Here is a 22457-nt window from a genome sequence, read left to right on the forward strand (position 1 = left end):
TGCAGGAGGGGCTGGTGTGGGAGGGGGCTTGCCCGCTCCCACATTAGATCTGCATCGTTTTGGAGCGATAGGTTCAGGCCAGCTCGGTGGCGGTGTTCTTGACCACCGCCAACTCCGGATGCGCCACCAGCTTATCAATGTGTAACTCATCATTGTTCAACCAAGTCTCCGTCAGCACCCGGTAGTGCTCCATGTCCCGGCAACGCATGCGCAGGCTGTAGTCAAACGGCCCGCTGATCAGTTGGCATTCGAATACCTGGGGGCAGGCCTTCACGCAGGCTTCGAAGGCCTTTTGCGCCGAGCGCCCGCTCTGGTTGGACAAAGCCACCAACACCAGCAGCGACAGCCCTGGCGAGACCATCTGCACATCGATGATCGCCCCATAGCCACGGATCACCCCGCGTCGCTCCAACTTGCGCACCCGCTCCAGGCAGGGCCTGGGGGTGAGGTGCACCAGCGACGAAAGCTTTTCGTAGGTGATACGGCCCTGGTGGCGCAGCACTTCGATGATGGCTTCATCGATGCGGTCCAGTACGGGGGCGGAATGGGGTCCGGAGGCCTTGGTATCCATGGGGTTCACTTCAAACGGTTGGAATAAATGGCGGCAAACCTTGCGTGTTTGCCTGACCCTTCACATGGTACGGCCTTCCTCCGTCAACGTCTGTATGCGCTCGGGGACGTGCCTGCACACTTCAGGCGCGCTTTTGCTGTTGCACGCGAGGCTGCTGGGCGAGTCGGGCAAACAAGTCTTTCGGGTCGGCGAGGTCCGGCACCAGCTCAAGTTCGCTGCCCACGTCCAGTGCCTTGGCCACATCCAGTACGTAACGCAGCGCCGAGTAGTCTTCGATGGCAAAGCCCACGGAGTCGAACAGGGTGATCTGGTGCGCGTTCTCACGGCCGGGCTGCTGGCCGTTGATCACTTGCCACAGTTCAGTCACCGGTGAGTCGTGCGGCATCTGCTGGATTTCACCTTCGATGCGGCTTTGTGGCTCGTACTCGACGATCACGCGGGCGCGCTCGACGATGCGTCGGTCCAGCTCGGTTTTGCCTGGACAATCGCCGCCCACCGCGTTGAGGTGCATGCCGGGTTCGATCATTTCGTCTGTGAGGATGGTGGCGTAGGCCTTGTCGGCCGTGACGGTGGTGACGATATCCGCGCCTTTGACCGCTTCGGCGACGCTGCCGGCCAGGATCACCTTGATGGCCGGAAAAGCCTTGAGGTTGTCGGCCAGTTTGGCGGTGGCTTTGGCATCGATGTCGAACAGACGGATTTCCGTGATGCCGAGCATGGCGTGGAAGGCCAGGGCTTGGAATTCACTCTGCGAGCCATTACCGATCAACGCCATGCTGCGGCTGTTCTCGCGCGCCAGGTAGCGGGCGACCAGGGCTGAGGTGGCGGCTGTACGAATGGCAGTGGTCAGGGTCATTTCCGCCAGCAGCACCGGCTTGCCTGTGTCGACATCGCCCAGCGCGCCAAAGGCCATCACGGTGAGCATGCCGGCCAGGGTGTTTTTCGGGTGACCGTTGACGTACTTGAAGGCATACAGCGACGCGTCGGACACCGGCATCAGCTCGATCACGCCATCCGGGGAGTGGTTGGCCAGGCGTGCGCATTTCTCGAAATCCTGCCAGCGCAGGTAGTCGGCGCGAATGTATTCGGCCATTTCGGTCAGGCAGGTTTGCAGGCCTTTTTGCGCGACCAGATAGCTGAGGTCATTGACGTCGATATAGCGGGTCATGGAAATGCTCCTTGTTATTGGAAGGCGGCCAGCGGTTTCTGCTGCGCACAGAGCGCCGTCATGGAGTGGGCCAGTGCGGTTATTGTGGCGGTTGTTGCGCAAGGATCTCGGCTGAAACTGGGGGGTGGCTCAGCCGGTAAAGCTGAAAAGTGGGGTCGGGCAGCCGAATCGGCTGTCGAGCCTGAGAGGCGATCAAATAAGGGAGGGAGCGTGCTCCTTCCCACATTGCTACAGTGGCGACTCTGATAGCGCGGTCAGCCAGGAGGAGCCATGTCTACCGTTGTTCGTATTGCCCAGCCCGCCGATGCCGAGGGGATTAGCCAAGTGATTCTGGCGGCATTGCACAGCAGTAATGCGCGGGATTATCCGGCGGATGTGATTGCCCGGGTCGCCAGTAACTTCACGCCGGATGCGGTACTGGCATTGCTTGAGCGCCGCGTGGTGCTGGTGGCGATTCAGGATCGGGTGATCGTGGCCACCGCCGCACTCGACGGCAGTGTGGTGCGCTCGGTGTTCGTCAATCCGGTGCTGCAAGGGCAGGGCATTGGGCGGTTGTTGTTGATTGAAATCGAGTTACGCGCCCGCGAGGCCGGGGTCACGGTACTGAGCGTGCCGTCTTCGCTGACCGCCGAACCGTTCTATGCCAAGTTGGGGTTCCATACTGTGCGCGACGTCTACCACGGCAACGAGCGTACGTTGGTGATGGAAAAGGCGCTGCTGTCCAGGCATCCCATCGGGCCCTATCGCGACCGTCAGCATCGTGCGCAAGTGGTTGCGCTATGGCAGGAGGCTTTTGGCTACGAAACCGCCCATAACCTGCCGACCCTGGCGATTGATAAAAAGCTGGCCGTCAACGATGGGTTGTTTTTTGTGGCGACCGACAAAAAAACTGTGATCGGGACGATTCTGGCGGGCTACGACGGCCATCGTGGCTGGCTGTATTCGGTGGCGGTGCACGTTGACTATCGGCGTCATGGCCTGGGTTCGTCACTGGTGCGGCATGCGGAACAGGCATTGACGGCGCTGGGCTGCATGAAGATCAACCTGCAGATCACCAGTGGCAATGAGGCGGTGGCGGGGTTTTACGAGGCGTTGGGGTATGGGGTGGAGCCGAGGATCAGTATGGGGAAGAAAATTGTTGGGAATATTCCGACTCGATCCTGAGAACACCTGAGCTCAAATGTGGGAGCTGGCAAGCCAGCTCCCACATGGGGTTGGGGCGTAGCTTGGTGTGGCTTAGACCTTGACGATCCAGCCCGCTGGCGCTTCAACGTCGCCGGTCTGCACGCCGGTCAGCTCTTTGTAGAGCTTCTGGGTGATCGGGCCGACTTCGGTCTCGCTGTGGAACACGTGCAGCTTGCCGTTGTACTGGATACCGCCGATCGGCGAGATCACCGCAGCGGTACCGCAGGCACCGGCTTCCTTGAATTGGTCCAGTTTGTCGATGAACACTTCGCCCTCGACCACTTCCAGGCCCAGGCGGGTCTTGGCCAGTTCGATCAGCGACAGGCGGGTGATGCCTGGCAGCACCGAAGGCGACTTCGGTGTGATGAACTTATTGTCGTGGGTGATCCCGAAGAAGTTGGCCGAGCCGACTTCTTCGATTTTCGAGTGAGTCATCGGGTCCAGGTAGATCGCATCGGCGAAACCGGATTTCTTCGCTTCGGCGCCCGGCATCAGGCTGGCGGCGTAGTTGCCACCGACCTTGGCGGCACCGGTGCCCTGGGGGGCGGCGCGGTCGAAGGTGGAGATCTGGAAGTTGTGTGGCACCAGGCCGCCTTTGAAGTAGGCGCCAACCGGGATGGCGAACACCGAGAAGATGAACTCCGGCGCGGTACGCACACCGATGTTGTCACCGGTGCCGATCACGAACGGGCGCAGGTACAGCGCGCCGCCACTGCCATACGGCGGGATGAAGCGCTCGTTGGCCTTGACCACTTGTTTGCAGGCGTCGATGAAGTCTTCGGTCGACACATGCGGCATCAGCAGGCGCGCGCAGCTGCGCTGCATGCGGGCGGCGTTCTGGTCCGGGCGGAACAGGTTGATCGAGCCGTCCTTGCAGCGGTAGGCCTTGAGGCCTTCAAAGCATTGCTGGCCATAGTGCAGGGCGGTGGAGCCCTCGCTGATGTGCAGCACGTTGTCGTCGGTCAGGGTGCCAGCTTGCCATTCGCCGTTTTTCCAGACCTGGAGAAACCGCTTGTCGGTCTTGATGTAGTCAAAACCCAGCTTGTCCCAATTGATGCTTTCGTTACCCATGACACCCTCTATCTTTGGTCAAGTCGGTTTTTTTTCTGAATGGGCGCAACAATACTGCATTCTTGGCTTGTGTGGGAGCCACTGGGTGGACGCCTTCAGCCTCTGTATTGACCGATCCACCGCTATCGGGGGCAAGCCCCCACCCCCATTTGGCATGCATTCCCCTGTGGGAGGGGGCTTGCCCCCGATGGCCTCCCCGCGGTTTTACAGGTGCAGCGCGTGGCCCAGCGCCCGCAGCGCAGCCTCCTGCACCGCCTCGCCGAGGGTCGGATGGGCGTGGATGGTGCCGGCCACGTCTTCCAGGCGCGCGCCCATTTCCAGGCTCAGGCCGAAGGCGGTGGACAGCTCCGAGACGCCGGCGCCAACTGCTTGCCAGCCGACGATCAGATGATTGTCGCGGCGTGCCACCACCCGTACGAAGCCGGTTTTCGACTCCAGGGTCATTGCGCGGCCGTTGGCGGCAAACGGGAAACTCGACACGATGCAGTCCAGGCCGGCGGCCTTGGCTTCATCGGGTGTCTTGCCGACCACCACCAGTTCCGGGTCGGTAAAGCACACGGCCGGGATTGCCGCCGGGTTGAATTCGCGGGATTTACCGCTGATCAGTTCGGCAACCATTTCACCTTGGGCCATGGCCCGATGGGCCAGCATCGGCTCGCCGCTCAGGTCGCCGATGGCCCACACGTTGCGCATGCTGGTCTGGCAGCGGCTGTCGATTTTGACCGCCGCGCCGTTCATCTCCAGGTTCAGCGCCTCAAGGTTCCAGCCCTGGGTGTTGGGGGTGCGACCCACGGCGACCAGCACCTGGTCGGTTTCCAGCGAGAGGGTGTCACCCTTCGGGTCACGTACCTGCAACTGGTTGTCGGCAAAACCGCTGACGCTGTGCTTGAGGAACAGCTTCACCCCCAAGTGCTTGAGGGACTCGTTCACCGGTTGGGTCAATTCGGCGTCGTAGGCCGGCAGGATGCGATCCTGCGCCTCGACCACGCTGACCTCGGCGCCAAGCTTACGGTAGGCAATCCCCAGTTCCAGGCCGATGTAGCCGCCACCCACCACGATCAGGCGCTTGGGCACCCGCGTGGGCGTCAGCGCCTCGGTGGACGAGATGATCGGCCCGCCAATCGGCAGCATCGGCAGGTTGACGCTTTTCGAACCGGTGGCCAGCAACAGGTGTTCGCACTGGATGCGCTGGTCGCCGACGTCGACGGTCTTGCCGTCCACCACCTTGGCCCAGCCGTAGATCACTTGCACCTTGTGCTTCTTCAGCAGCGCGGCGACGCCGGTGGTCAGGCGGTCAACGATGCCGTCTTTCCATTCCACGCTCTTGCGGATGTCCAGGGTTGGCACATCCACTTCGATGCCCAGGTGTGAACCCTGGCTGTGCTGGACTGTTTGCTGGAATTGCTCGGCCACATGGATCAACGCCTTGGACGGGATGCAGCCGATATTCAGGCAGGTGCCGCCCAGCGCCTGGCCTTCCACCAGGAGGGTCGGGATGCCCAGTTGGCCGGCACGGATCGCCGCCACATAACCGCCAGGGCCGCCGCCGATAATCAGCAGCGTGGTATTCAATGTCTGCGTCATGCCTTACTCCAGGAACAGGCTGGCGGGTTGTTCGAGCAGGCCGCGAATGGCCTGGATGAATTGCGCTGCATCCATGCCATCGACCACGCGGTGATCGAAGGAACTGGAGAGGTTCATCATCTTGCGCACCACGATCTGGCCCTTGATCACCATCGGCCGCTCGACGATGCGGTTGACGCCGACGATGGCCACTTCCGGCAGGTTGAGCACCGGCGTGCTGACGATGCCGCCCAAGGCGCCGAGGCTGGTCAGGGTGATGGTCGAACCGGACAGCTCGTCACGGCTGGCCTTGCCATTGCGTGCAGCAGTGGCCAAACGTGCGATTTCCTCGGCATTGCCCCACAGGCTGCGGGCCTCGGCGTGACGCACCACCGGTACCATCAGGCCCACGTCGCTTTGGGTGGCGACACCTACGTGAACCGCGCCAAGGCGGGTGATGACCTGGGCTTCGTCGTCGTAACGCGCATTGATCTGTGGAAAGTCCCGCAGCGCCACGACCATGGCTCGCACGATGAACGGCAGCAGGGTCAGCTTGCCACGCGTGTCTCCGTGCTTCTCATTGAGGTGCACGCGCAGTTCGTCGAGAGCGGTGACGTCGATTTCTTCCACGTAGCTGAAATGCGCGGCCCGCCGGGTGGCGTCCTGCATGCGCTGGGCGATCTTGCGGCGCATGCCGATCACCGGGATCTGTTCTTCGTCGTTGCGTTCGGCGTAGGGGTTGGCTGCGGTTTGGGTTTGCGTCGGACGCTGCTGCAAGTAAGCGTCCAGATCTTCGTGCAGAATCCGGCCCGCCGGGCCTGAGCCCTGGACCAGGCGCAGTTGAATCCCCGCATCCAGCGCATGTTTGCGCACGGCAGGGGAGGCCAATGGGCGTTCGTCGGCGGTACGGGCCACCGGGGCCTGGGCTGCGACAACCGGAGCGGGTTGGCTTTCAACCACCACCGGTGCAGGCTTGGCTTGCACCACCGGGGCGGCCTTCGGCGCCTCCTTCACGACCGGCGCGTCCTTGGCGTTGCCCGCACCCTCCACTTCAATGCTGATCAAAATACTGCCCACGGCCATGACTTCACCCGGCTCGCCGCCGAGGGAAATCACCTTGCCATGCACCGGCGAGGGAATGTCCACCATCGCCTTGTCGGTCATCACATCCGCCAGCACCTGGTCTTCGACCACCATGTCGCCGACCTTCACATGCCACACCGACAGTTCAACTTCCGCGATGCCTTCGCCAATGTCCGGCATCTTGATAACGTGCGTGCCCATTCAGACCTCCATGACCCGTTTCAACGCCGCGCCCACTCGGGACGGGCCTGGGAAATACGCCCACTCCTGCGCGTGCGGGTAGGGGGTGTCCCAACCGGTGACGCGTTCGATCGGCGCTTCCAGGTGGTGGAAGCAATGCTCCTGCACCAGTGCGACCAACTCGGCGCCAAAGCCGCAGGTGCGAGTGGCTTCGTGCACCACCACGCAGCGGCCGGTCTTCTTGACGGAGTTGACGATGGTTTCCAAGTCCAGCGGCCACAGGCTGCGCAGGTCGATGACTTCGGCGTCGATGCCGGTTTCTTCGGCGGCGACTTGCGACACATACACCGTGGTGCCGTAGGTCAGCACGGTCACGGCCGAGCCCGGACGCACGATGGCGGCCACGTCCAGCGGCACGGTGTAGTAACCGTCCGGCACTTGGGCTTGCGGGTGCTTCGACCATGGGGTGACGGGCCGGTCGTGATGGCCATCGAACGGACCGTTGTACAGGCGTTTGGGCTCAAGGAAGATCACCGGGTCATCGTTTTCGATGGAGGCGATCAACAGGCCCTTGGCGTCATAGGGGTTGGACGGCATCACCGTGCGCAGGCCGCACACCTGGGTGAACACCGCTTCGATACTCTGGCTGTGGGTCTGGCCGCCGTAGATGCCGCCGCCGCAAGGCATGCGCATGGTCAGCGGCGCGGTGAACTGGCCGGCCGAGCGATAACGCAGGCGTGCCGCTTCGGAGATGATCTGGTCGGTGGCAGGGTAGACGTAGTCGGCGAACTGGATTTCGGCGACCGGGCGCAGGCCGTAGGCGCCCATGCCCACGGCCACGCCGATAATGCCGCTTTCGGAGATCGGCGCGTCAAACACCCGCGAACTGCCGTACTTGGTCTGCAAGCCTTCGGTGCAACGGAATACGCCGCCGAAATAGCCGACGTCCTGGCCGAATACCACCACGTTATCGTCACGTTCGAGCATCACATCCATGGCCGAGCGCAGGGCCTGGATCATGGTCATGGTGGTGGTGGTCATGGCGGTTTCCACTTCAATGCTGTTGTTGTGATCGTTCATGTCAGATCCCCAACGCTTGACGCTGGCGCTTCAAGTGCTCCGGCATCTCTTTGTAGACGTCTTCGAACATGGTCGCGGCGCTTGGAATCTGGCCGCCGGCAAGGGTGCCGTACTGTTCGGCTTGTTTTTGCGCCGCAATTACTTCGGCTTCAAGTTCGGCACTGACCGCCGCGTGTTCCTCTTCGGACCACTGGCCAATCTTGATCAGGTGCTGCTTGAGGCGGGCAATCGGGTCGCCGAGGGGGAAGTGGCTCCAGTCATCGGCGGGGCGGTATTTGGATGGATCGTCCGACGTGGAGTGCGGGCCGGCACGGTAGGTGACCCATTCGATCAGCGTGGGTCCGAGGTTGCGGCGCGCACGTTCGGCAGCCCAGGCGGAAGCGGCGTATACCGCGATGAAGTCGTTGCCGTCCACACGCAGGGAGGCGATACCACAACCCACGCCGCGTCCGGCAAAGGTGGTGGCTTCGCCGCCGGCGATGGCTTGGAAGGTGGAGATGGCCCACTGGTTGTTGACCACGTTGAGGATCACCGGCGCGCGGTACACGTGGGCAAAGGTGAGGGCCGTGTGGAAGTCGGATTCGGCGGTGGCGCCGTCGCCGATCCAGGCGGAGGCGATCTTGGTATCGCCCTTGATCGCCGAGGCCATGCCCCAGCCCACGCCTTGTACGAATTGGGTGGCGAGGTTGCCGGAGATCGTGAAGAAGCCAGCGTCTTTCACCGAATACATGATCGGCAACTGGCGGCCCTTGAGCGGATCACGCTCGTTGGACAGCAACTGGCAGATCAGGTCCACCAAGGGCACGTCGCGAGCCATCAGGATGCTTTGCTGGCGGTAGGTGGGGAAGCACATGTCGTCGATGTTCAAGGCCAGGGCCTGGGCGCTGCCGATGGCTTCTTCGCCAAGGCTTTGCATGTAGAACGACATTTTTTTCTGACGCTGGGCGACGACCATGCGGTTATCGAAAATCCGCGTCTTGAGCATCGCGCGCATGCCTTTGCGCAGGATCTCGACGGGAACACCCTCAGCCCAGGGGCCGAGGGCCTGGCCCTGGTCGTCGAGCACGCGGATCAGGCCCTTGGCGAGGTCGGCGGTGTCGGCGGGTTCTACGTCGATGGCGGGTTTGCGCACCAGGCCGGCGTCGGTCAGGCGCAGGTAGGTGAAGTCGGTCTTGCAGCCTGGGCGTCCCGAGGGTTCAGGGACGTGCAGGCGCAGCGGTTCGTACGGCTGATTCATGGCTTCTACGCTCGATCTTGTGAATTTCTTGTAGTGGGCGCGCTAGCTGACAGTCAGTCTCCGGATAGGAGAAATCTTGTCCTACAACAATCATAGGCGGGGCGTAGAAGAATATTTATCTGTGTTTCATTGCGCTCACGATCATTTGCGGATAAAAAAACTGCATAAACATAATAAACAGGTGATTTTGTCTCATGCGCAAACTGGACCGTACCGATATCGGCATTCTCAACGCCCTGCAGGAGAACGCCCGCATCACCAACGCCGACCTGGCCCGCTCGGTCAACCTGTCGCCCACGCCGTGTTTCAACCGGGTGAAGGCAATGGAGGAATTGGGCCTGATTCGCGAGCAGGTCACCTTGCTGGACGCCGATCTACTGGGGCTGCACGTCAATGTGTTCATCCACGTAAGCCTGGAAAAACAGAATGAGTTGGCGTTGCAGCAGTTCGAAGGCGCGATTTCCGACCGGCCCGAGGTCATGGAGTGCTACCTGATGGCTGGCGACCCGGACTACCTCATCCGGGTGCTGGTACCGACGATCCAGTCGCTTGAGCGTTTCATGATGGATTTTCTGACCAAGGTGCCGGGCGTGGCCAACATCCGCTCAAGCTTTGCCCTCAAGCAAGTGCGTTACAAAACCGCACTGCCACTGCCAAGGGACGGACTGATGGTTTGATAACGGCGCGCTATTACATTGGGTACTTTGATCGTTAGCTGGGTAACTAACTTCATCGTATTTTATTTTTTCGGCTAATAAAAAAATGCGTAATCAGTCACGTATTTTTCACATGTGTTTTAACACATTAACCCCCATCAGGCCGTGAAGTTCGCGGTCCAGGAAAGGGGTGAGCCGCGATGTCCATGAGAGCCTTGAAGTTAAACTTTCGTACCACACTTTGTTTTGGTGTGGTGTGCCTCCTGCTGTTAGTACAAGGAGCCATGACGCTGATAAAAGTCGATAAAGTTTATTCGTCGACAGTTGAAATCGAAAACAATTGGCTCCCCAGTATCCGTTTGGCCGGTGAGATAGATTCTGCATTTTATAAACTTCGTCTTGACCTGCGTCGTTATGCCATGGAAACCACCCGCCAGGATCCGGCCTCCCTTGAAAAGCTTAAGGCGACGCGTACGGAAGTGCTCGACATTGCCGAGCGTTATGTGCCGTTTGTGTCGAGCCCCGAGGAGCAATCCACCTACAACGGGGCATTAGCCAGCATCAAGAACTACAGCCAGAAGATGGATGAGTTTCTCGCGCAGGCCTCCAGCCTGTCCGTTGAACAGATGTCGACCTACTTGCGGGATGTAAACGGACCTATCGCCCTGGATGTGCAGCGTGCCATCCGTGAGCTGATCGCGTTGAATGAGAAGGGCTCTAAGGCGGCGGTACAAGTTGCCTCCGGCGAGTATGAAACAGCACGCTTGTTTACCTGGATACTGATGGTCGGCTCCTTGCTGATCACCGTCGTGGTCGCACGCTTGTTTACCCGCAGCATCATTGCTCCGGTACGTGAATTGCTGGTGTCGACCGGCAAAATTGCCGACGGTGATTTACGTGTAGCCATTGCGATCAATGGCAATGATGAGCTGACGGCGTTGCAACGGTCTACCGCGTCCATGCAAATGAATCTGAAAAGTACCCTGCAGCACATCTCGGAAGCGTCCGGGCAGTTGGCGTCGGCGGCGGAGGAGATGAGTGCCATTACCCGCGAATCCAGTGCGGGGATCGAGCGCCAAAGCCTGGAGACGGACCAGGCCGCCACGGCCGTAAACGAGATGACGGCGGCAGTGGAGGAGGTCGCCCGCAATGCGGTGTCGGCGTCCCAATCGACGCAAGATTCCCAGCGCTCGGCCAAAATGGGTCAGGAGCGTGTGACGCAAACCATCGCCTCAATCGAGAAACTCAGCGCCACGGTGCAACAGACCGGCGTGGAAGTTGAAGGCCTGGCCAAGCAGGCTCAGGATATTGCACGGGTGGTTGAAGTGATCCGCTCGATTGCCGAGCAAACCAACCTGCTGGCGTTGAACGCCGCCATTGAGGCGGCCAGGGCAGGAGAACAGGGCAGGGGGTTTGCGGTGGTGGCCGACGAAGTGAGGGCACTGGCGCATAGAACGCAGACATCGACGCAGGAAATCGAGCAGATGATTGCCAAAATCCAGAGCTGCTCCAGCGAAGCGGTGTCCTCCATGGCGCTTAACCGCAACGAGGCGGTGGATTCCTTGAAGATCGCCCATGAAGCGGGCCTGGCCATTACACAGATCACCGAAGCCATCACGGATATCAATGAGCGCAACCTGTTGATTGCGACAGCGTCCGAGGAGCAGGCCCATGTAGCCCGCTCCGTGGACCAGAACCTGATCAGTATCCGTGACCTGTCCATCCAGAGTTCTTCGGCGGCCGGCCAGACTTCGATTGCCAGTCAAGAGCTGTCAAGGCTGGCGGTGGACCTCAAGCAGATCGTGTCGAAGTTCTCCGTCGCCTGATAAAACCCGCGCAACCCGCGCAACCCGCGCAACATGGCGCGGCACGTAGGCCGCGCCTGCCCGCTTTCACAGTTGGTTCAAGGGGATCTTCAGGTAAGTCACCCCATTTTCCTCTGCAGGCGGCATATTCCCCGCCCGCACATTCACCTGGATCGCCGGCAGCAACAGCGTCGGCATCCCCAGCCCGGCATCACGCTGGGTGCGCATCGCGACAAACGCCGCTTCATCCACTCCGTCATGCACATGGATATTCCCCGCGCGCTGCTCGGCCACCGTGGTCAGGCACTTTGCTTCACGGCCTTCGGGCGGGTAGTCATGGCACACGTACAGCTCGGTCTCCAAAGGAAACGCCAGCAGCTTGCGCATCGATGCATACAACTGCCGCGCATCACCGCCGGGGAAGTCGCAGCGCGCCGTGCCAACGTCGGGCATGAACAGCGTATCGCCCACCAGGATCAGCCGATCGTCGATCAGGTAGGCCATGTCCGCCGGGGTATGCCCGGGTACATGCAGGGCCTGGGCCTTGATAGAGCCGATATGAAACACCTCATCCGGCGCAAACAAGTGATCGAACTGCGAGCCGTCCACGCGAAATTCCGGCTCCAGGTTGAACAGGTTCTTGAACACGTCCTGCACTTTGCTGATGGACTGGCCAATCGCGATCTTGCCGCCCAGCGTCCGGCGCAGGTAAGGCGCGGCGGAGAGGTGGTCGGCATGGGCGTGGGTTTCGAGCAACCACAGCACCTGCAGGCGATGTTCGCGCACGTAGGCGATCACCTTGTCGGCCTGGCGGGTGTCGGTGCGCCCGGAGGCCGGGTCGTAGTTGAGCACCGAGTCGACGATGGCACAGGGGCCATCATCTGCCTCGTGTAGGACGTAGGTGTAGGTCGACGACGCCTCGTCCAGAAAGGCTTGTATCAACGCGGGCATGGCGGCGGTCCTTGTAGTGGATTGCGGCTTACATTCGAGATGTTTTCCACATAGGCTTGCGAGCTTAAGGGAAAAAAACGGTCCGAGGCAAAGGATCGACCTGTAACGGGACGTGACGCCATACGGCAACGCTCCTTGTGTGCATCGAATTCAAAAGGCGATAGACCATGACCGAACAACACTGGGGCCCTACCATCAGTGGCGATATCGTAGTCATCGGCGGCGGCTCGGCGGGGATCGGCCTGCTGGCCAGCCTGCTCAAGCGCGACCCCCACCTGAATATCACCCTGATCGAGCCGAGCGACCACCACTGCTACCAGCCCGCCTGGACCCTGGTGGGCGGCGGCGCCTACGACCTGGAAAAGACCCGCCGCCGGCTGGCCGACGTACTGCCCAATGGCGTCACCTGGGTACAGGCCGCCGTCACCGAACTGCTGCCGGACGAGCAGACGCTGGTCCTCGACAGCGGCCAACGCGTCACCTGGAACAACCTCATCGTGTGCCCTGGCCTGCGCCTGGCCTGGGAGAAGATCGAAGGGCTGCAAGACACCCTTGGCCAGCATGGCGTCACCTCCAACTATAGTTACCAGCACGCGGCCTATACGTGGCAGTTGGTGCAGCAACTCAAGGGCGGCAAGGCGATCTTTACCCAGCCGGCCATGCCGATCAAATGCGCGGGGGCGCCGCAAAAAGCCCTGTACCTGTCGTGCGACCACTGGCTCAAACAGGGCGCTCTGAAAAACATCGACGTCGAATTCAACCTGGCCGGCGCCGCGCTGTTCGGCGTGGCGACGTTTGTGCCGCCGCTGATGAAGTACATCGAAAAATACGCTGCCCGCCTGGCGTTCAATTCCAACCTGGTGAAGGTTGATGGCCCGGCACGCAAGGCCTGGTTCGAAGTGAAGGACGCCGCAGGCAATGCGACGGTTGAAGAGAAATCCTTCGATATGCTTCACGTGGTCCCACCCCAAGTCTCCCCGGAGTTCATCCGCCAGAGCCCGTTGGCTGACGCCGCCGGCTGGTGCGAAGTCAACCCCCACAGCCTGCAACACCTGCGTTACCCGCATATCTTCGGCCTGGGCGACGTGTGCGGCACCACCAATGCCAAGACCGCCGCTGCGGCGCGCAAGCAAATCGTGGTGGTCGCCGAAAACCTGCTGGCCCTGCGCAAACAGGCGCCGCTGCCGCTCAAGTACGACGGCTACGGTTCCTGCCCGCTGACGGTGGAGAAGGGCAAGGTGGTGCTGGCCGAGTTCGGCTATGGCGGCAAATTGCTGCCGACCTTTCCCCTGGACCCGACCCAGGCGCGCCGCTCAATGTGGTTCCTCAAGGCCACCTTGCTGCCGTGGTTCTACTGGAACGGCATGCTCAAGGGCCGCGAATGGCTGACCCGCCTGAGCAAGGTGGACTGAATGCTGCTGGCCAGTGTGTTGGGATTATTGATGGGCCTGGTCATGGGCCTGACCGGCGCGGGCGGCGGCATCCTCGGGGTGCCGGCGCTGGTGCTGGGCCTGGGGTTGAGCATGACCCAGGCGGCGCCGGTGTCGCTGCTCGCCGTGGGCGCGGCGGCAGCGGTGGGGGCGATTGACGGTTTGCGCCATGGCCTGGTGCGCTACCGTGCTGCGTTGCTGATCGCGTTGCTTGGCGCGTTGTTTTCGCCAGTGGGCGTGTTCTTTGCCCACCAGTTGCCGGAGCCCGTGCTGATGGGCCTGTTCAGCGCGTTGATGGTGCTGGTGGCCTGGCGCATGTTGCAGCGCGAAAAACGCGAGGCCGGGCCGAGTGACCATGGCACCGCCTCCTGGGCCCAGAAAAACTGCATGCTCGACCAGCAAACCGGGCGCTTCGCCTGGACCGCCAAGTGCAGCGCAACCCTGGCCGCCCTCGGTGCGGTGACGGGAGCGGTGTCCGGCCTGCTGGGCGTCGGCGGCGGGTTCCTGATCGTGCCGGCGTTCAAGCAGCTCACCGATGTGCAGATGCGCGGCATCGTCGCCACCTCCTTGATGGTGATCAGCCTGCTCTCGCTGATCGGTGTGGCCGGTGCGTTCCATGCCGGTGTCCGCATTGAACCGATAGGCTGGGTATTTATCGGCGCAAGCATCGTCGGCATGCTGGCCGGCCGACGCCTGTGCTCGGTGATTCCCGCGCGTACCTTGCAGGTGGGTTTTGCCAGTTTGTGTGTACTGGTTGCTATTGGCATGGTGGTTAAAGCGGCCATCTGATCGGCTCATCCTCTCGTGTCCTCCACCCAGTGCCCAGCACCGTTGTTGAACAAACCGGTCACGCCCGGCGAGTGGCGGGCCGTATTGAGCCCGCTTTTGGCTTGAGGCGTTGATACCTGTCAACGCAGCCTGTGGCAATCCAGGGCATGCTTGCGGCCTGATTTGAAGGCTGATGGAGCCCGCCATGAACGCCCCCGCCACAACCGCCGCATCATTCAAGTTTCCCCTGGGCCTGGTAGTCGCCGTGCTGGTGATGGCCGGGGTGCTGCTGTTGCCCCTGCCCGCCGACCTGCCGGTGGCTGGGCACCGCATGCTGGCGATCCTCGCGTTTGCCGTGGTGGTGTGGATCACCGAGGCGGTGTCCTATGAGGCCAGTGCGATCATGATCACCTCGCTGATGGCTTTTCTGCTCGGCACGGCGCCGTCGGTGCAAGACCCTGTCCATCTGATCGGCACCAGCCCGGCCATCAGCATGGCGCTTACCGGTTTTTCCAACCCGGCATTGGCGCTGGTGGCGGGCGCGTTGTTCATCGCCGCCGCGATGACGCATACCGGTCTGGACCGGCGCATCGCCCTGGTGACGCTGAGCCGGATCGGCACGAGTACCCGGCGCATCCTGCTCGGAGCGGTTGCGGTGACCATTCTGCTCAGCCTCGTTGTGCCCAGCGCCACGGCGCGCAGTGCCTGCGTGGTGCCGATCATGATGGGCGTGATCGCCGCGTTTGGCGTGGACAGACGCTCGAACATCGCGGCCGGCATCATGATCGTGGTGGCCCAGGGCACCAGCATCTGGAACGTCGGCATCCAGACCGCCGCCGCGCAGAACCTGCTGACCGTCGGCTTCATGGACAAGATGCTCGGCCAGCGCGTGTCGTGGATCGACTGGCTGATTGCGGGGGCACCGTGGGCGTTGATCATGTCGGCGGTGTTGCTGTTCCTGGTGCTCAAATTGTTGCCGCCGGAGACCGACAGCATCCCGGGCGGTAAAGAGGCGGTGGCGCAATCGCTGGTGGACATCGGGCCGATGACGGGGCCGCAGAAGCGCCTGTTGACGGTGTCGGTGTTGTTGCTGCTGGCCTGGGCCACGGAAGGGCGTTTGCACAGTTTTGACACCACCTCGACCACGTATGCGGGGTTGGTGTTTCTGTTGCTGCCAGGCATCGGCGTGATGACGTGGAAGGATGTGCAGTCGCGGATTCCTTGGGGCACGGTGATTGTGTTTGGGGTGGGCATCAGCCTGGGTACGGCGCTGCTGACCACCCAGGCGGGGCAGTGGTTGGGGGCTGCCGTGGTGGCTCACACGGGGTTGGATCAGGTTGGGCCGCTGGGGGTGTTTGCGATTCTTGGGGCGTTTTTGATCGTGATTCATTTGGGGTTTGCCAGTGCCACGGCGTTGACCTCGGCGTTGCTGCCGATCCTGATTGCGGTGTTGCAGACGTTACCGGGGGAGTTCAGTCGGTTGGGGATGACGATGCTGCTGGGGTTTGTGATGAGTTATGGGTTTATTCTGCCGATCAATGCGCCGCAGAATATGGTGTGCCTGGGAACGGGGACGTTTACGGCGCGGCAATTTGCCAAGGTGGGGGTTCTGGTGACGGTGATCGGCTATGCGCTGATGCTGGTGTTTGCCGCCACTTACTGGAGCTGGCTCGGCTGGGTCTGACAGTGTGAAGGTTGTCTCCAATACACTGCAGATTCCATGTGGGAGGAGGCTTGCCCTAATGCCAGTCAGTTAAAAATGAGCACCGTACCTGTGGCGAGGGAGCTTGCTCCCGCTGGGTCGCGAAGCGGCCCCAGCTCTTTGTTTCAAAAGACTGGGACTGCTGCGCAGTCCAGCGGGAGCAAGCTCCCTCGCCACGGGTTACTTTTCGCTCTTGCTGCTTCTTAACTGACTGGCATTAGGGCTTGCCCCCGATGGCGGTGTGTCGCTAGCAAGCCCGCTCCCACCGGTTTTACCGTGCTCACTTCGATGACCCGTTGTTCCTTCGAAATGACAAGATGAACTCCCCTCAGGTTTACTACTCCCTGAGTAATGGTTTTACCGACATCCTGCGTCGGGTCATCTAGGTCATCGAATGAACACATACACCCCCCACACCTGGGAGCCCCACGAGCGGCCCAGCCTGCCCGGTTCGCCGTCGACGCCGTTGCACCCCACCTATAAGCGTTGGTTGTTCGCGATGGTGGGGGTGCTGGTGGCAATTACCGGCGGGCTGGGTAACGCGCTGGTGATCGCCAACCTGCAATACCTGCAAGGTGCACTGGGCGCGACCACCGCTGAAATGGCCTGGCTTCCCGCCGCCTATGTGATGACCAACGTGTGCATGAACCTGCTGCTGGTGAAGTTTCGCCAGCAGTTCGGCCTGCGCGCATTCACCGAAGTGTTCCTGGTGCTGTATGCGCTGGTGACCTTCGGCCACTTGTTCGTCAACGACCTCAACTCCGCCATTGCGGTGCGGGCGGCCCACGGCATGGTGGGGGCGGCGCTGAGTTCATTGGGCTTGTACTACATGATCCAGGCCTTCCCGGCCAAGTGGCGCTTGAAGTCGCTGGTGCTGGGGTTGGGCACGGCGCAGTTGGCCTTGCCGCTGGCGCGGTTGTTCTCCGAAGATTTGCTGCAAATCGCCGAATGGCGCGGGCTGTACCTGTTCGAACTGGGCATGGCGCTGATCTGCCTGGGCTGTGTATTCCTGCTCAAGTTACCGCCCGGTGACCGCTTCAAGACCTTTGAAAAACTCGACTTCCTGACCTTCGCCATCCTGGCTACCGGTGTCGCGTTGCTCTGCGCCGTGCTGTCCCTGGGCCGCATCGACTGGTGGCTGGAGGCACCGTGGATCGGCGTGGCCTCGGCCTGCTCCCTGGTGCTGATCATGGCTGGCCTGGCCATCGAGCATAACCGCGCCAACCCGATGCTCATGACCCGCTGGCTGGGCAGCGGCGTGATGATTCGCCTGGCACTGGCGGTGATCCTGATTCGCATGGTGCTGTCCGAGCAGTCCACCGGTGCCGTGGGGTTCATGCAGATGTTGAACATGAGCTACCAGCAGATGCACACGCTCTATGTGGTGATGCTCGCCGGGGCGATTGCGGGGCTGGCGGTCAGCGCCCTGACTATCAACCCGGCGCATTTGCTGATGCCGCTGGTGATTTCCCTGGCGCTGATGGCCACGGGGTCGGTGATGGACAGCTTTTCCAGCAACCTCACCCGGCCGCAGAACCTGTATATCAGCCAGTTCCTGCTAGGCTTCGGCGGGACGTTCTTCCTGGGGCCGACCATGGTGCTGGGCACCAAGAACGTGCTGGCCAACCCGCGCAACCTGGTGAGTTTTTCGGTGATGTTCGGCATTTGCCAGAACCTCGGCGGCCTGATCGGCGCGGCGTTGTTGGGGACGTTCCAGATCGTGCGCGAGAAATATCACTCGAGCATGATCGTCGAACACCTGACCCTGCTCGACCCGCGTGTAGCCGCGCGGGTGCAGAGCGGCGGCTCGGCCTACGGCGGCATTGTCGCCGACCCCGAGCTGCGCAACTTGATGGGCATTCGCAGCCTGGCCACGGCGGCGACCCGTGAAGCGAACGTGATGGCCTACAACGATGTCTTCATGCTGATCGCGATCATCGCAATACTGACCATGATCTGGATCTTTATCCGCAGTCTGTGGCTGATGAGCACCACCCAGGCAGCAGCCCCTTCCGTTCAACCCAGCGGCGCTTCTTCATGACCGAACCGACTTCCACCACCACGACCACCAACGCCATCGCTTCCACGCCGGAAGGCAGCACGCCTCCCGGGGCCACGGTGACCGAGCCGCGCTCCTTGCGGGTGCGCATCGTCTCGTCCCTGGGCTTTGCCGCGATTGCCATCGTTGGTGTGTTGATTGTGCTGTATGCCTGGCAATTGCCGCCGTTCAGCAGCGCGGTGGAAACCACCGAAAACGCGCTGGTGCGTGGGCAAGTCACGATTATCGGTCCGCAGCTCAGCGGCTATGTGTTCGACGTGCCGGTGCAGGATTTCCAGTACGTGAAGGCAGGCGATCTGCTGGTGCGCCTGGATGATCGCATCTACAAGCAGCGCCTCGACCAGGCGCTGGCGCAACTGGCGGTGCAGAAGGCGTCGTTGGCGAATGTGGTGCAGCAGCGCAACAGCGCCGAAGCCACCATCCAGTTACGCCAGGCGGCCTTGGTGGACAGCCAGGCGCAGGCGCGCAAAAGCACGGCCGACTTGCGCCGCAATGAAGCGTTGATCAGTGACGGTTCGGTGTCCAAGCGCGAGCTGGACGTGACCCGTGCCGCCAACGCGCAGACCGTCGCGGCGGTGGCCCAGGCCCAGGCCAGCCTGGAAATCGCGCGTCAGGACCTGCAGACGGTGATCGTCAACCGCGGTTCCCTGGAAGCGGCCGTGGCGAGTGCCGAGGCGGCGGTGGAGCTGGCGCGTATAGACCTGTCCAACACCCGCATCATCGCACCGCGTGACGGTCAGTTGGGGCAGATTGGCGTGCGCCTTGGGGCCTACGTCAACTCCGGCGCGCAGTTGATGGCGCTGGTGCCCAAGCAGCTGTGGGTGATCGCCAATATGAAAGAAACCCAGATGGACAATGTGCAGGTCGGCCAGCCGGTGACCTTCACGGTCGACGCCCTGAACCACCGCAAATTCCACGGCACGGTGCAGCATATTTCCCCGGCCACCGGCTCGGAGTTCAGCCTGTTGCAGGCAGACAACGCCACCGGCAACTTCGTGAAGATCGCCCAGCGGGTGCCGGTGAGAATTACGGTGGATCCCGACCAGGCCGAGAGCGAGCGGTTGCGGCCGGGGTTGTCGGTTGTCGTCAGCATCGACACCGCTGGCCGCCTGAAAAACAGCCCACCCTGACATCACTGACACAACACAAATCAAAACTGTGGGAGGGGGCTTGCCCCCGATAGCGGTGTCTCAGCCACCCAATGTATTACTGATTCACCGCCATCGGGGGCAAGCCCCCTCCCACATTTTGAATGTATTTCAGGTTGAAGGTGAGGTGGGTTGACTGGCCCTGTTCCAGCAGTTTCAAACCGGGCCGCCCCGGCAGGTGATGGGCATTCACCGGATGGCTCACCGGCTCGATGCAAAAGAACCCCAACCCCGGCGGGCAATACAGCAGGAAGTAATCCGCGCCGCTCGCCTGGCATTCCAGCGCATAACCCAGCTCCGGTTGCTCGATCCGGCACTGCCCATCCCACTGGCAAAACCCATTGTCCACCAGGCCTTCGGGCAGGTTTTTCAATCCTTGGAAATCCCACTCGCCCGGCACCGGCGCCAACCCCGTCGGCAGCTTGGACGCATCACTCATCCACACCTGTGCGGCCTTGGCCCGCAACCGGGTACCCGGCCGACGCGGAAAGTACGGGTGCAAGCCCACGCCATGCCATGCGGCTGTTTCGGCCAGATGAGTCACCCGCAGTTCGATACGCAAGGCCCCATCGCTCAAGCGAATACGCTGCTCGGCGCGATAGGCAAACGGCGTGTCACATCGCACTTCCAGCACGGCTTCATCCGCCGACTGGCTAACCACCTGCCACGCTTGCTGCCAGGCCGAACCGTGAATCGGCAGCGGATCGGTCAGGCTGTTGGGCGTGAGTGCCAGCCAACCCTCGGGGTTATCGAAACCGCCGTGGGCAATGCGGTTGGACCAAGGCACCAACGGATAGCACCCCAGCTTGCCCGGCAAACCGGTGAGGATCGCCTGCTCATCGTTATGGCGCAGCAACGGCTGCCCGGTGGCGCGCACCGTCCAATTGACGAGGCTGCCGCCCACGGCCGGATTCACCGTGAGGTGGGTCAGGTTGTCTTCAAGTTCAATCATCATCACAGCACCACGCTGGGCAGCCACAGCGACAGCGCCGGAATGTAGGTCACGGCCATCAGGATCAGGAACAGCACCCCATAGAATGGCAGCAGCGCCTTCACGGTTTTCTCGATACTGACCTTGCCCACTGCCGCCCCCACGAACAACACGGCACCCACCGGCGGCGTAATCAAGCCAATGCCGAGGTTGACCAGCATGATCATGCCGAAGTGCACCGGGTCGACGCCGAGGCCGAGCACCACCGGCAGCAGGATCGGCGTGAGGATCAAGATCAATGGCGCCATGTCCATCACCGTGCCGAGCAACAACAACATGACGTTGATGCACATCAGGATCACGTAGCGGTTGTCCGACAGGGTCAGGAACATCGTGGTGATCTTCGCCGGGATCTGCATCAGGGTCATGATGTAGCCGAAGCTGGCGGCAAAGGCGATCAGGATCATCACGATGGAAATGGTGCGCACCGTGCGGTGCATCAGCTTGGGCAGCTCGCGCCACTTATAGTCACGGTAGATGAACATGGTCACGAAGAACGCCCAGAGCACGGCAATCGCGGCGGACTCGGTGGCGGTGAAGATGCCTGAGAGGATGCCGCCGAGGATGATCACCATGGCCATCAGGCCCCAGAGTGCGTCGGCGGCGATCTTCAGCGCTTGCTTCAAGGGGATGACGTCGCCCTTGGGATAATTGCGTTTTTTCGCGAAGATCAGGCACAGCACCATCAGGCAGGCGCTCATCAGCAGGCCCGGTACCACGCCGGCCATGAACAACGAGGCGATCGACACCGTACCGCCCGCCGCGAGGGAGTAAAGCACCGAGTTATGGCTGGGCGGGGTCAGCAGCGCCTGCACCGAACCGCTGACGGTCACGGCCGTGGCGAACTCACGGGGATACCCGCGGCGTTCCATTTCCGGAATCAGCACCGAACCGACCGAGGCGGTGTCCGCCACCGACGAACCGGAAATCGCGCCGAAAAACGTCGAGGCCATGATATTCACCAAGGACAGGCCGCCCCGCACAAAGCCCACCAGCACCCCAGCAAACGCCACCAGCCGCCGCGACATGCCGCCTTCGGCCATGATCGCCCCGGCCAGCACAAAGAACGGAATCGCCATCAGCGAAAACTTGTTCACCCCGCCGGCCACCTGAATCATCAGGGCCTGGAACGGAATGTCGATCCACCACGCGCCGATCAGCGCCGACAGCCCGAGGGCATAGGCCACGGGCATGCCGATCAGGATCAAGGCGATAAAACTGCCCAACAGAATCAATGCGTCCATATCAGGCGGCCCCTTCGCTTTCTTCAACCAGATCGAAACGCACGACCCGACGGTTGCTCTGGTCACCGAGCAGGAGTTTTTCCACGACAAAGATCAGCGTCAGCAGGCCGCCAATGGGAATCGGCATATAGGTGATGCCCACGCGCAGGGTGGGGATGGCGCTCATGAACTGGTTCCAGGTGGACAGGCACAGCTTGGTACCCCAGACGGTCATGAACAGGCAGATGATGGCCATCAACAGTTGTGAGACGACGCCGACCACTTGGCGTTGGCGCGGTGCCAGGCGGTCGGTCACTACCGCCACCGACATGTGGGCCCCCGCGCGGTAACTGGCGGCCGCGCCGACAAAGGTGAACACCAGCATCAGCAGGATGGCGGTGGGTTCCGGCCAACTCGAGCCGGTGCCGAGGATATAGCGGGCGAAGATGCCCCAGGGGATGATCAGTGCGACCCCGAGTACCGAGAGGCCGGCGACCCAGATGCAGGTCATATAAATGCGGTCGTTGATGCGCAGCAGTAAATTCTTCATGGCGTTCACCGTAACCGGGCGCGTCCGCATGGGCCG

At 61.7% G+C, this 22457-nt stretch carries 19 protein-coding genes; 8 read left to right on the forward strand and 11 right to left on the reverse strand.

What is annotated here, in order from left to right; genetic code table 11:
- Window positions 1-73: 73 nt before the first annotated feature.
- Together QCBJ_RS02605 and QCBJ_RS02610 are read right to left on the reverse strand one after the other, a co-directional pair.
- The gene (locus QCBJ_RS02605; RefSeq protein WP_043205579.1) at window positions 74-571 is read right to left on the reverse strand and encodes an Lrp/AsnC family transcriptional regulator; all 498 of its coding nucleotides are present in this window, start codon (window positions 569-571) and stop codon (window positions 74-76) included.
- A 121-nt stretch (window positions 572-692) separates the two neighbouring features.
- Window positions 693-1739 (reverse strand): ornithine cyclodeaminase, encoded by a 1047-nt coding sequence (locus QCBJ_RS02610; protein ID WP_015884763.1) that lies wholly within the window; start codon window positions 1737-1739, stop codon window positions 693-695.
- Window positions 1740-2009: 270 nt separating this feature from the next.
- Between QCBJ_RS02610 and QCBJ_RS02615 the strand changes: the two genes are divergently transcribed.
- Complete coding sequence (locus QCBJ_RS02615; RefSeq protein WP_102060079.1) at window positions 2010-2903, forward strand: GNAT family acetyltransferase; 894 nt, start codon at window positions 2010-2012, stop codon at window positions 2901-2903.
- A 72-nt stretch (window positions 2904-2975) separates the two neighbouring features.
- Here the strand turns inward: QCBJ_RS02615 and QCBJ_RS02620 are convergent, their stop codons facing one another.
- The 5 genes from QCBJ_RS02620 to QCBJ_RS02640 all read right to left on the reverse strand — a co-directional run bounded on the left by QCBJ_RS02620 (window position 2976) and on the right by QCBJ_RS02640 (window position 9138).
- Window positions 2976-3995: a branched-chain amino acid aminotransferase gene (locus tag QCBJ_RS02620; RefSeq protein WP_015884761.1), complete on the reverse strand. Its 1020-nt coding sequence runs from the start codon at window positions 3993-3995 to the stop codon at window positions 2976-2978.
- Window positions 3996-4199: 204 nt separating this feature from the next.
- Window positions 4200-5579, reverse strand: coding sequence for a dihydrolipoyl dehydrogenase (lpdA, locus tag QCBJ_RS02625; RefSeq protein WP_102060080.1), 1380 nt, complete (start codon window positions 5577-5579; stop codon window positions 4200-4202).
- A gap of 3 nt (window positions 5580-5582) precedes the next feature.
- Window positions 5583-6842 (reverse strand): dihydrolipoamide acetyltransferase family protein, encoded by a 1260-nt coding sequence (locus tag QCBJ_RS02630; RefSeq protein WP_102060081.1) that lies wholly within the window; start codon window positions 6840-6842, stop codon window positions 5583-5585.
- On the reverse strand, window positions 6843-7901 hold the full coding sequence (locus tag QCBJ_RS02635; RefSeq protein WP_043205577.1) for an alpha-ketoacid dehydrogenase subunit beta: 1059 nt from the start codon (window positions 7899-7901) through the stop codon (window positions 6843-6845). It lies immediately after the preceding gene.
- Between the two features lies 1 nt (window position 7902).
- On the reverse strand, window positions 7903-9138 hold the full coding sequence (locus QCBJ_RS02640; protein ID WP_046035783.1) for a 3-methyl-2-oxobutanoate dehydrogenase (2-methylpropanoyl-transferring) subunit alpha: 1236 nt from the start codon (window positions 9136-9138) through the stop codon (window positions 7903-7905).
- Between the two features lie 194 nt (window positions 9139-9332).
- On the opposite strand from QCBJ_RS02640, the gene QCBJ_RS02645 reads away from it, so the two are divergent.
- Window positions 9333-9815 (forward strand): Lrp/AsnC family transcriptional regulator, encoded by a 483-nt coding sequence (locus QCBJ_RS02645; protein WP_015884756.1) that lies wholly within the window; start codon window positions 9333-9335, stop codon window positions 9813-9815.
- A 185-nt stretch (window positions 9816-10000) separates the two neighbouring features.
- Window positions 10001-11620 carry a methyl-accepting chemotaxis protein gene (locus QCBJ_RS02650; protein ID WP_371913988.1) on the forward strand — a complete coding sequence of 540 codons (1620 nt, stop codon included), beginning with the start codon at window positions 10001-10003 and terminating at the stop codon, window positions 11618-11620.
- A 66-nt stretch (window positions 11621-11686) separates the two neighbouring features.
- Here QCBJ_RS02650 and QCBJ_RS02655 read toward each other — a convergent pair whose 3' ends face one another.
- Entirely contained in the window at window positions 11687-12550 is an 864-nt protein-coding gene (locus tag QCBJ_RS02655) for an MBL fold metallo-hydrolase (protein ID WP_102060082.1), read from the reverse strand.
- 167 nt (window positions 12551-12717) lie between these two features.
- On the opposite strand from QCBJ_RS02655, the gene QCBJ_RS02660 reads away from it, so the two are divergent.
- The 5 genes from QCBJ_RS02660 to QCBJ_RS02680 all read left to right on the forward strand — a co-directional run bounded on the left by QCBJ_RS02660 (window position 12718) and on the right by QCBJ_RS02680 (window position 19639).
- Complete coding sequence (locus QCBJ_RS02660; RefSeq protein WP_102060083.1) at window positions 12718-13962, forward strand: FAD/NAD(P)-binding oxidoreductase; 1245 nt, start codon at window positions 12718-12720, stop codon at window positions 13960-13962.
- On the forward strand, window positions 13963-14769 hold the full coding sequence (locus QCBJ_RS02665) for a sulfite exporter TauE/SafE family protein (RefSeq protein WP_102060084.1): 807 nt from the start codon (window positions 13963-13965) through the stop codon (window positions 14767-14769). It begins immediately after the preceding gene.
- A 184-nt stretch (window positions 14770-14953) separates the two neighbouring features.
- Window positions 14954-16432 carry a DASS family sodium-coupled anion symporter gene (locus QCBJ_RS02670; RefSeq protein ID WP_102060085.1) on the forward strand — a complete coding sequence of 493 codons (1479 nt, stop codon included), beginning with the start codon at window positions 14954-14956 and terminating at the stop codon, window positions 16430-16432.
- Window positions 16433-16844: 412 nt separating this feature from the next.
- Window positions 16845-18491 carry an MFS transporter gene (locus QCBJ_RS02675; protein WP_015884750.1) on the forward strand — a complete coding sequence of 549 codons (1647 nt, stop codon included), beginning with the start codon at window positions 16845-16847 and terminating at the stop codon, window positions 18489-18491.
- Window positions 18488-19639 carry an HlyD family secretion protein gene (locus QCBJ_RS02680; RefSeq protein ID WP_015884749.1) on the forward strand — a complete coding sequence of 384 codons (1152 nt, stop codon included), beginning with the start codon at window positions 18488-18490 and terminating at the stop codon, window positions 19637-19639. The genes QCBJ_RS02675 and QCBJ_RS02680 overlap by 4 nt, the downstream gene beginning before the upstream one ends.
- A 76-nt stretch (window positions 19640-19715) precedes the next feature.
- Here QCBJ_RS02680 and QCBJ_RS02685 read toward each other — a convergent pair whose 3' ends face one another.
- Genes QCBJ_RS02685 through QCBJ_RS02695 form a run of 3 tightly spaced genes read right to left on the reverse strand, consistent with a single transcriptional unit; the run spans window position 19716 to window position 22421 of the window.
- A complete protein-coding gene (locus tag QCBJ_RS02685; RefSeq protein ID WP_102060169.1) occupies window positions 19716-20609 on the reverse strand; it encodes an aldose 1-epimerase in 894 nt (297 codons plus the stop codon).
- Window positions 20610-20611: 2 nt separating this feature from the next.
- Window positions 20612-21892 carry a TRAP transporter large permease gene (locus tag QCBJ_RS02690; protein WP_015884747.1) on the reverse strand — a complete coding sequence of 427 codons (1281 nt, stop codon included), beginning with the start codon at window positions 21890-21892 and terminating at the stop codon, window positions 20612-20614.
- Between the two features lies 1 nt (window position 21893).
- Window positions 21894-22421 carry a TRAP transporter small permease gene (locus QCBJ_RS02695; RefSeq protein ID WP_046035779.1) on the reverse strand — a complete coding sequence of 176 codons (528 nt, stop codon included), beginning with the start codon at window positions 22419-22421 and terminating at the stop codon, window positions 21894-21896.
- Window positions 22422-22457 lie beyond the last annotated feature (36 nt).

It is taken from the genome of Pseudomonas sp. QC2 (assembly GCF_002859085.1).
Classification (GTDB): Bacteria; Pseudomonadota; Gammaproteobacteria; order Pseudomonadales; family Pseudomonadaceae; genus Aquipseudomonas; species Aquipseudomonas petroselini.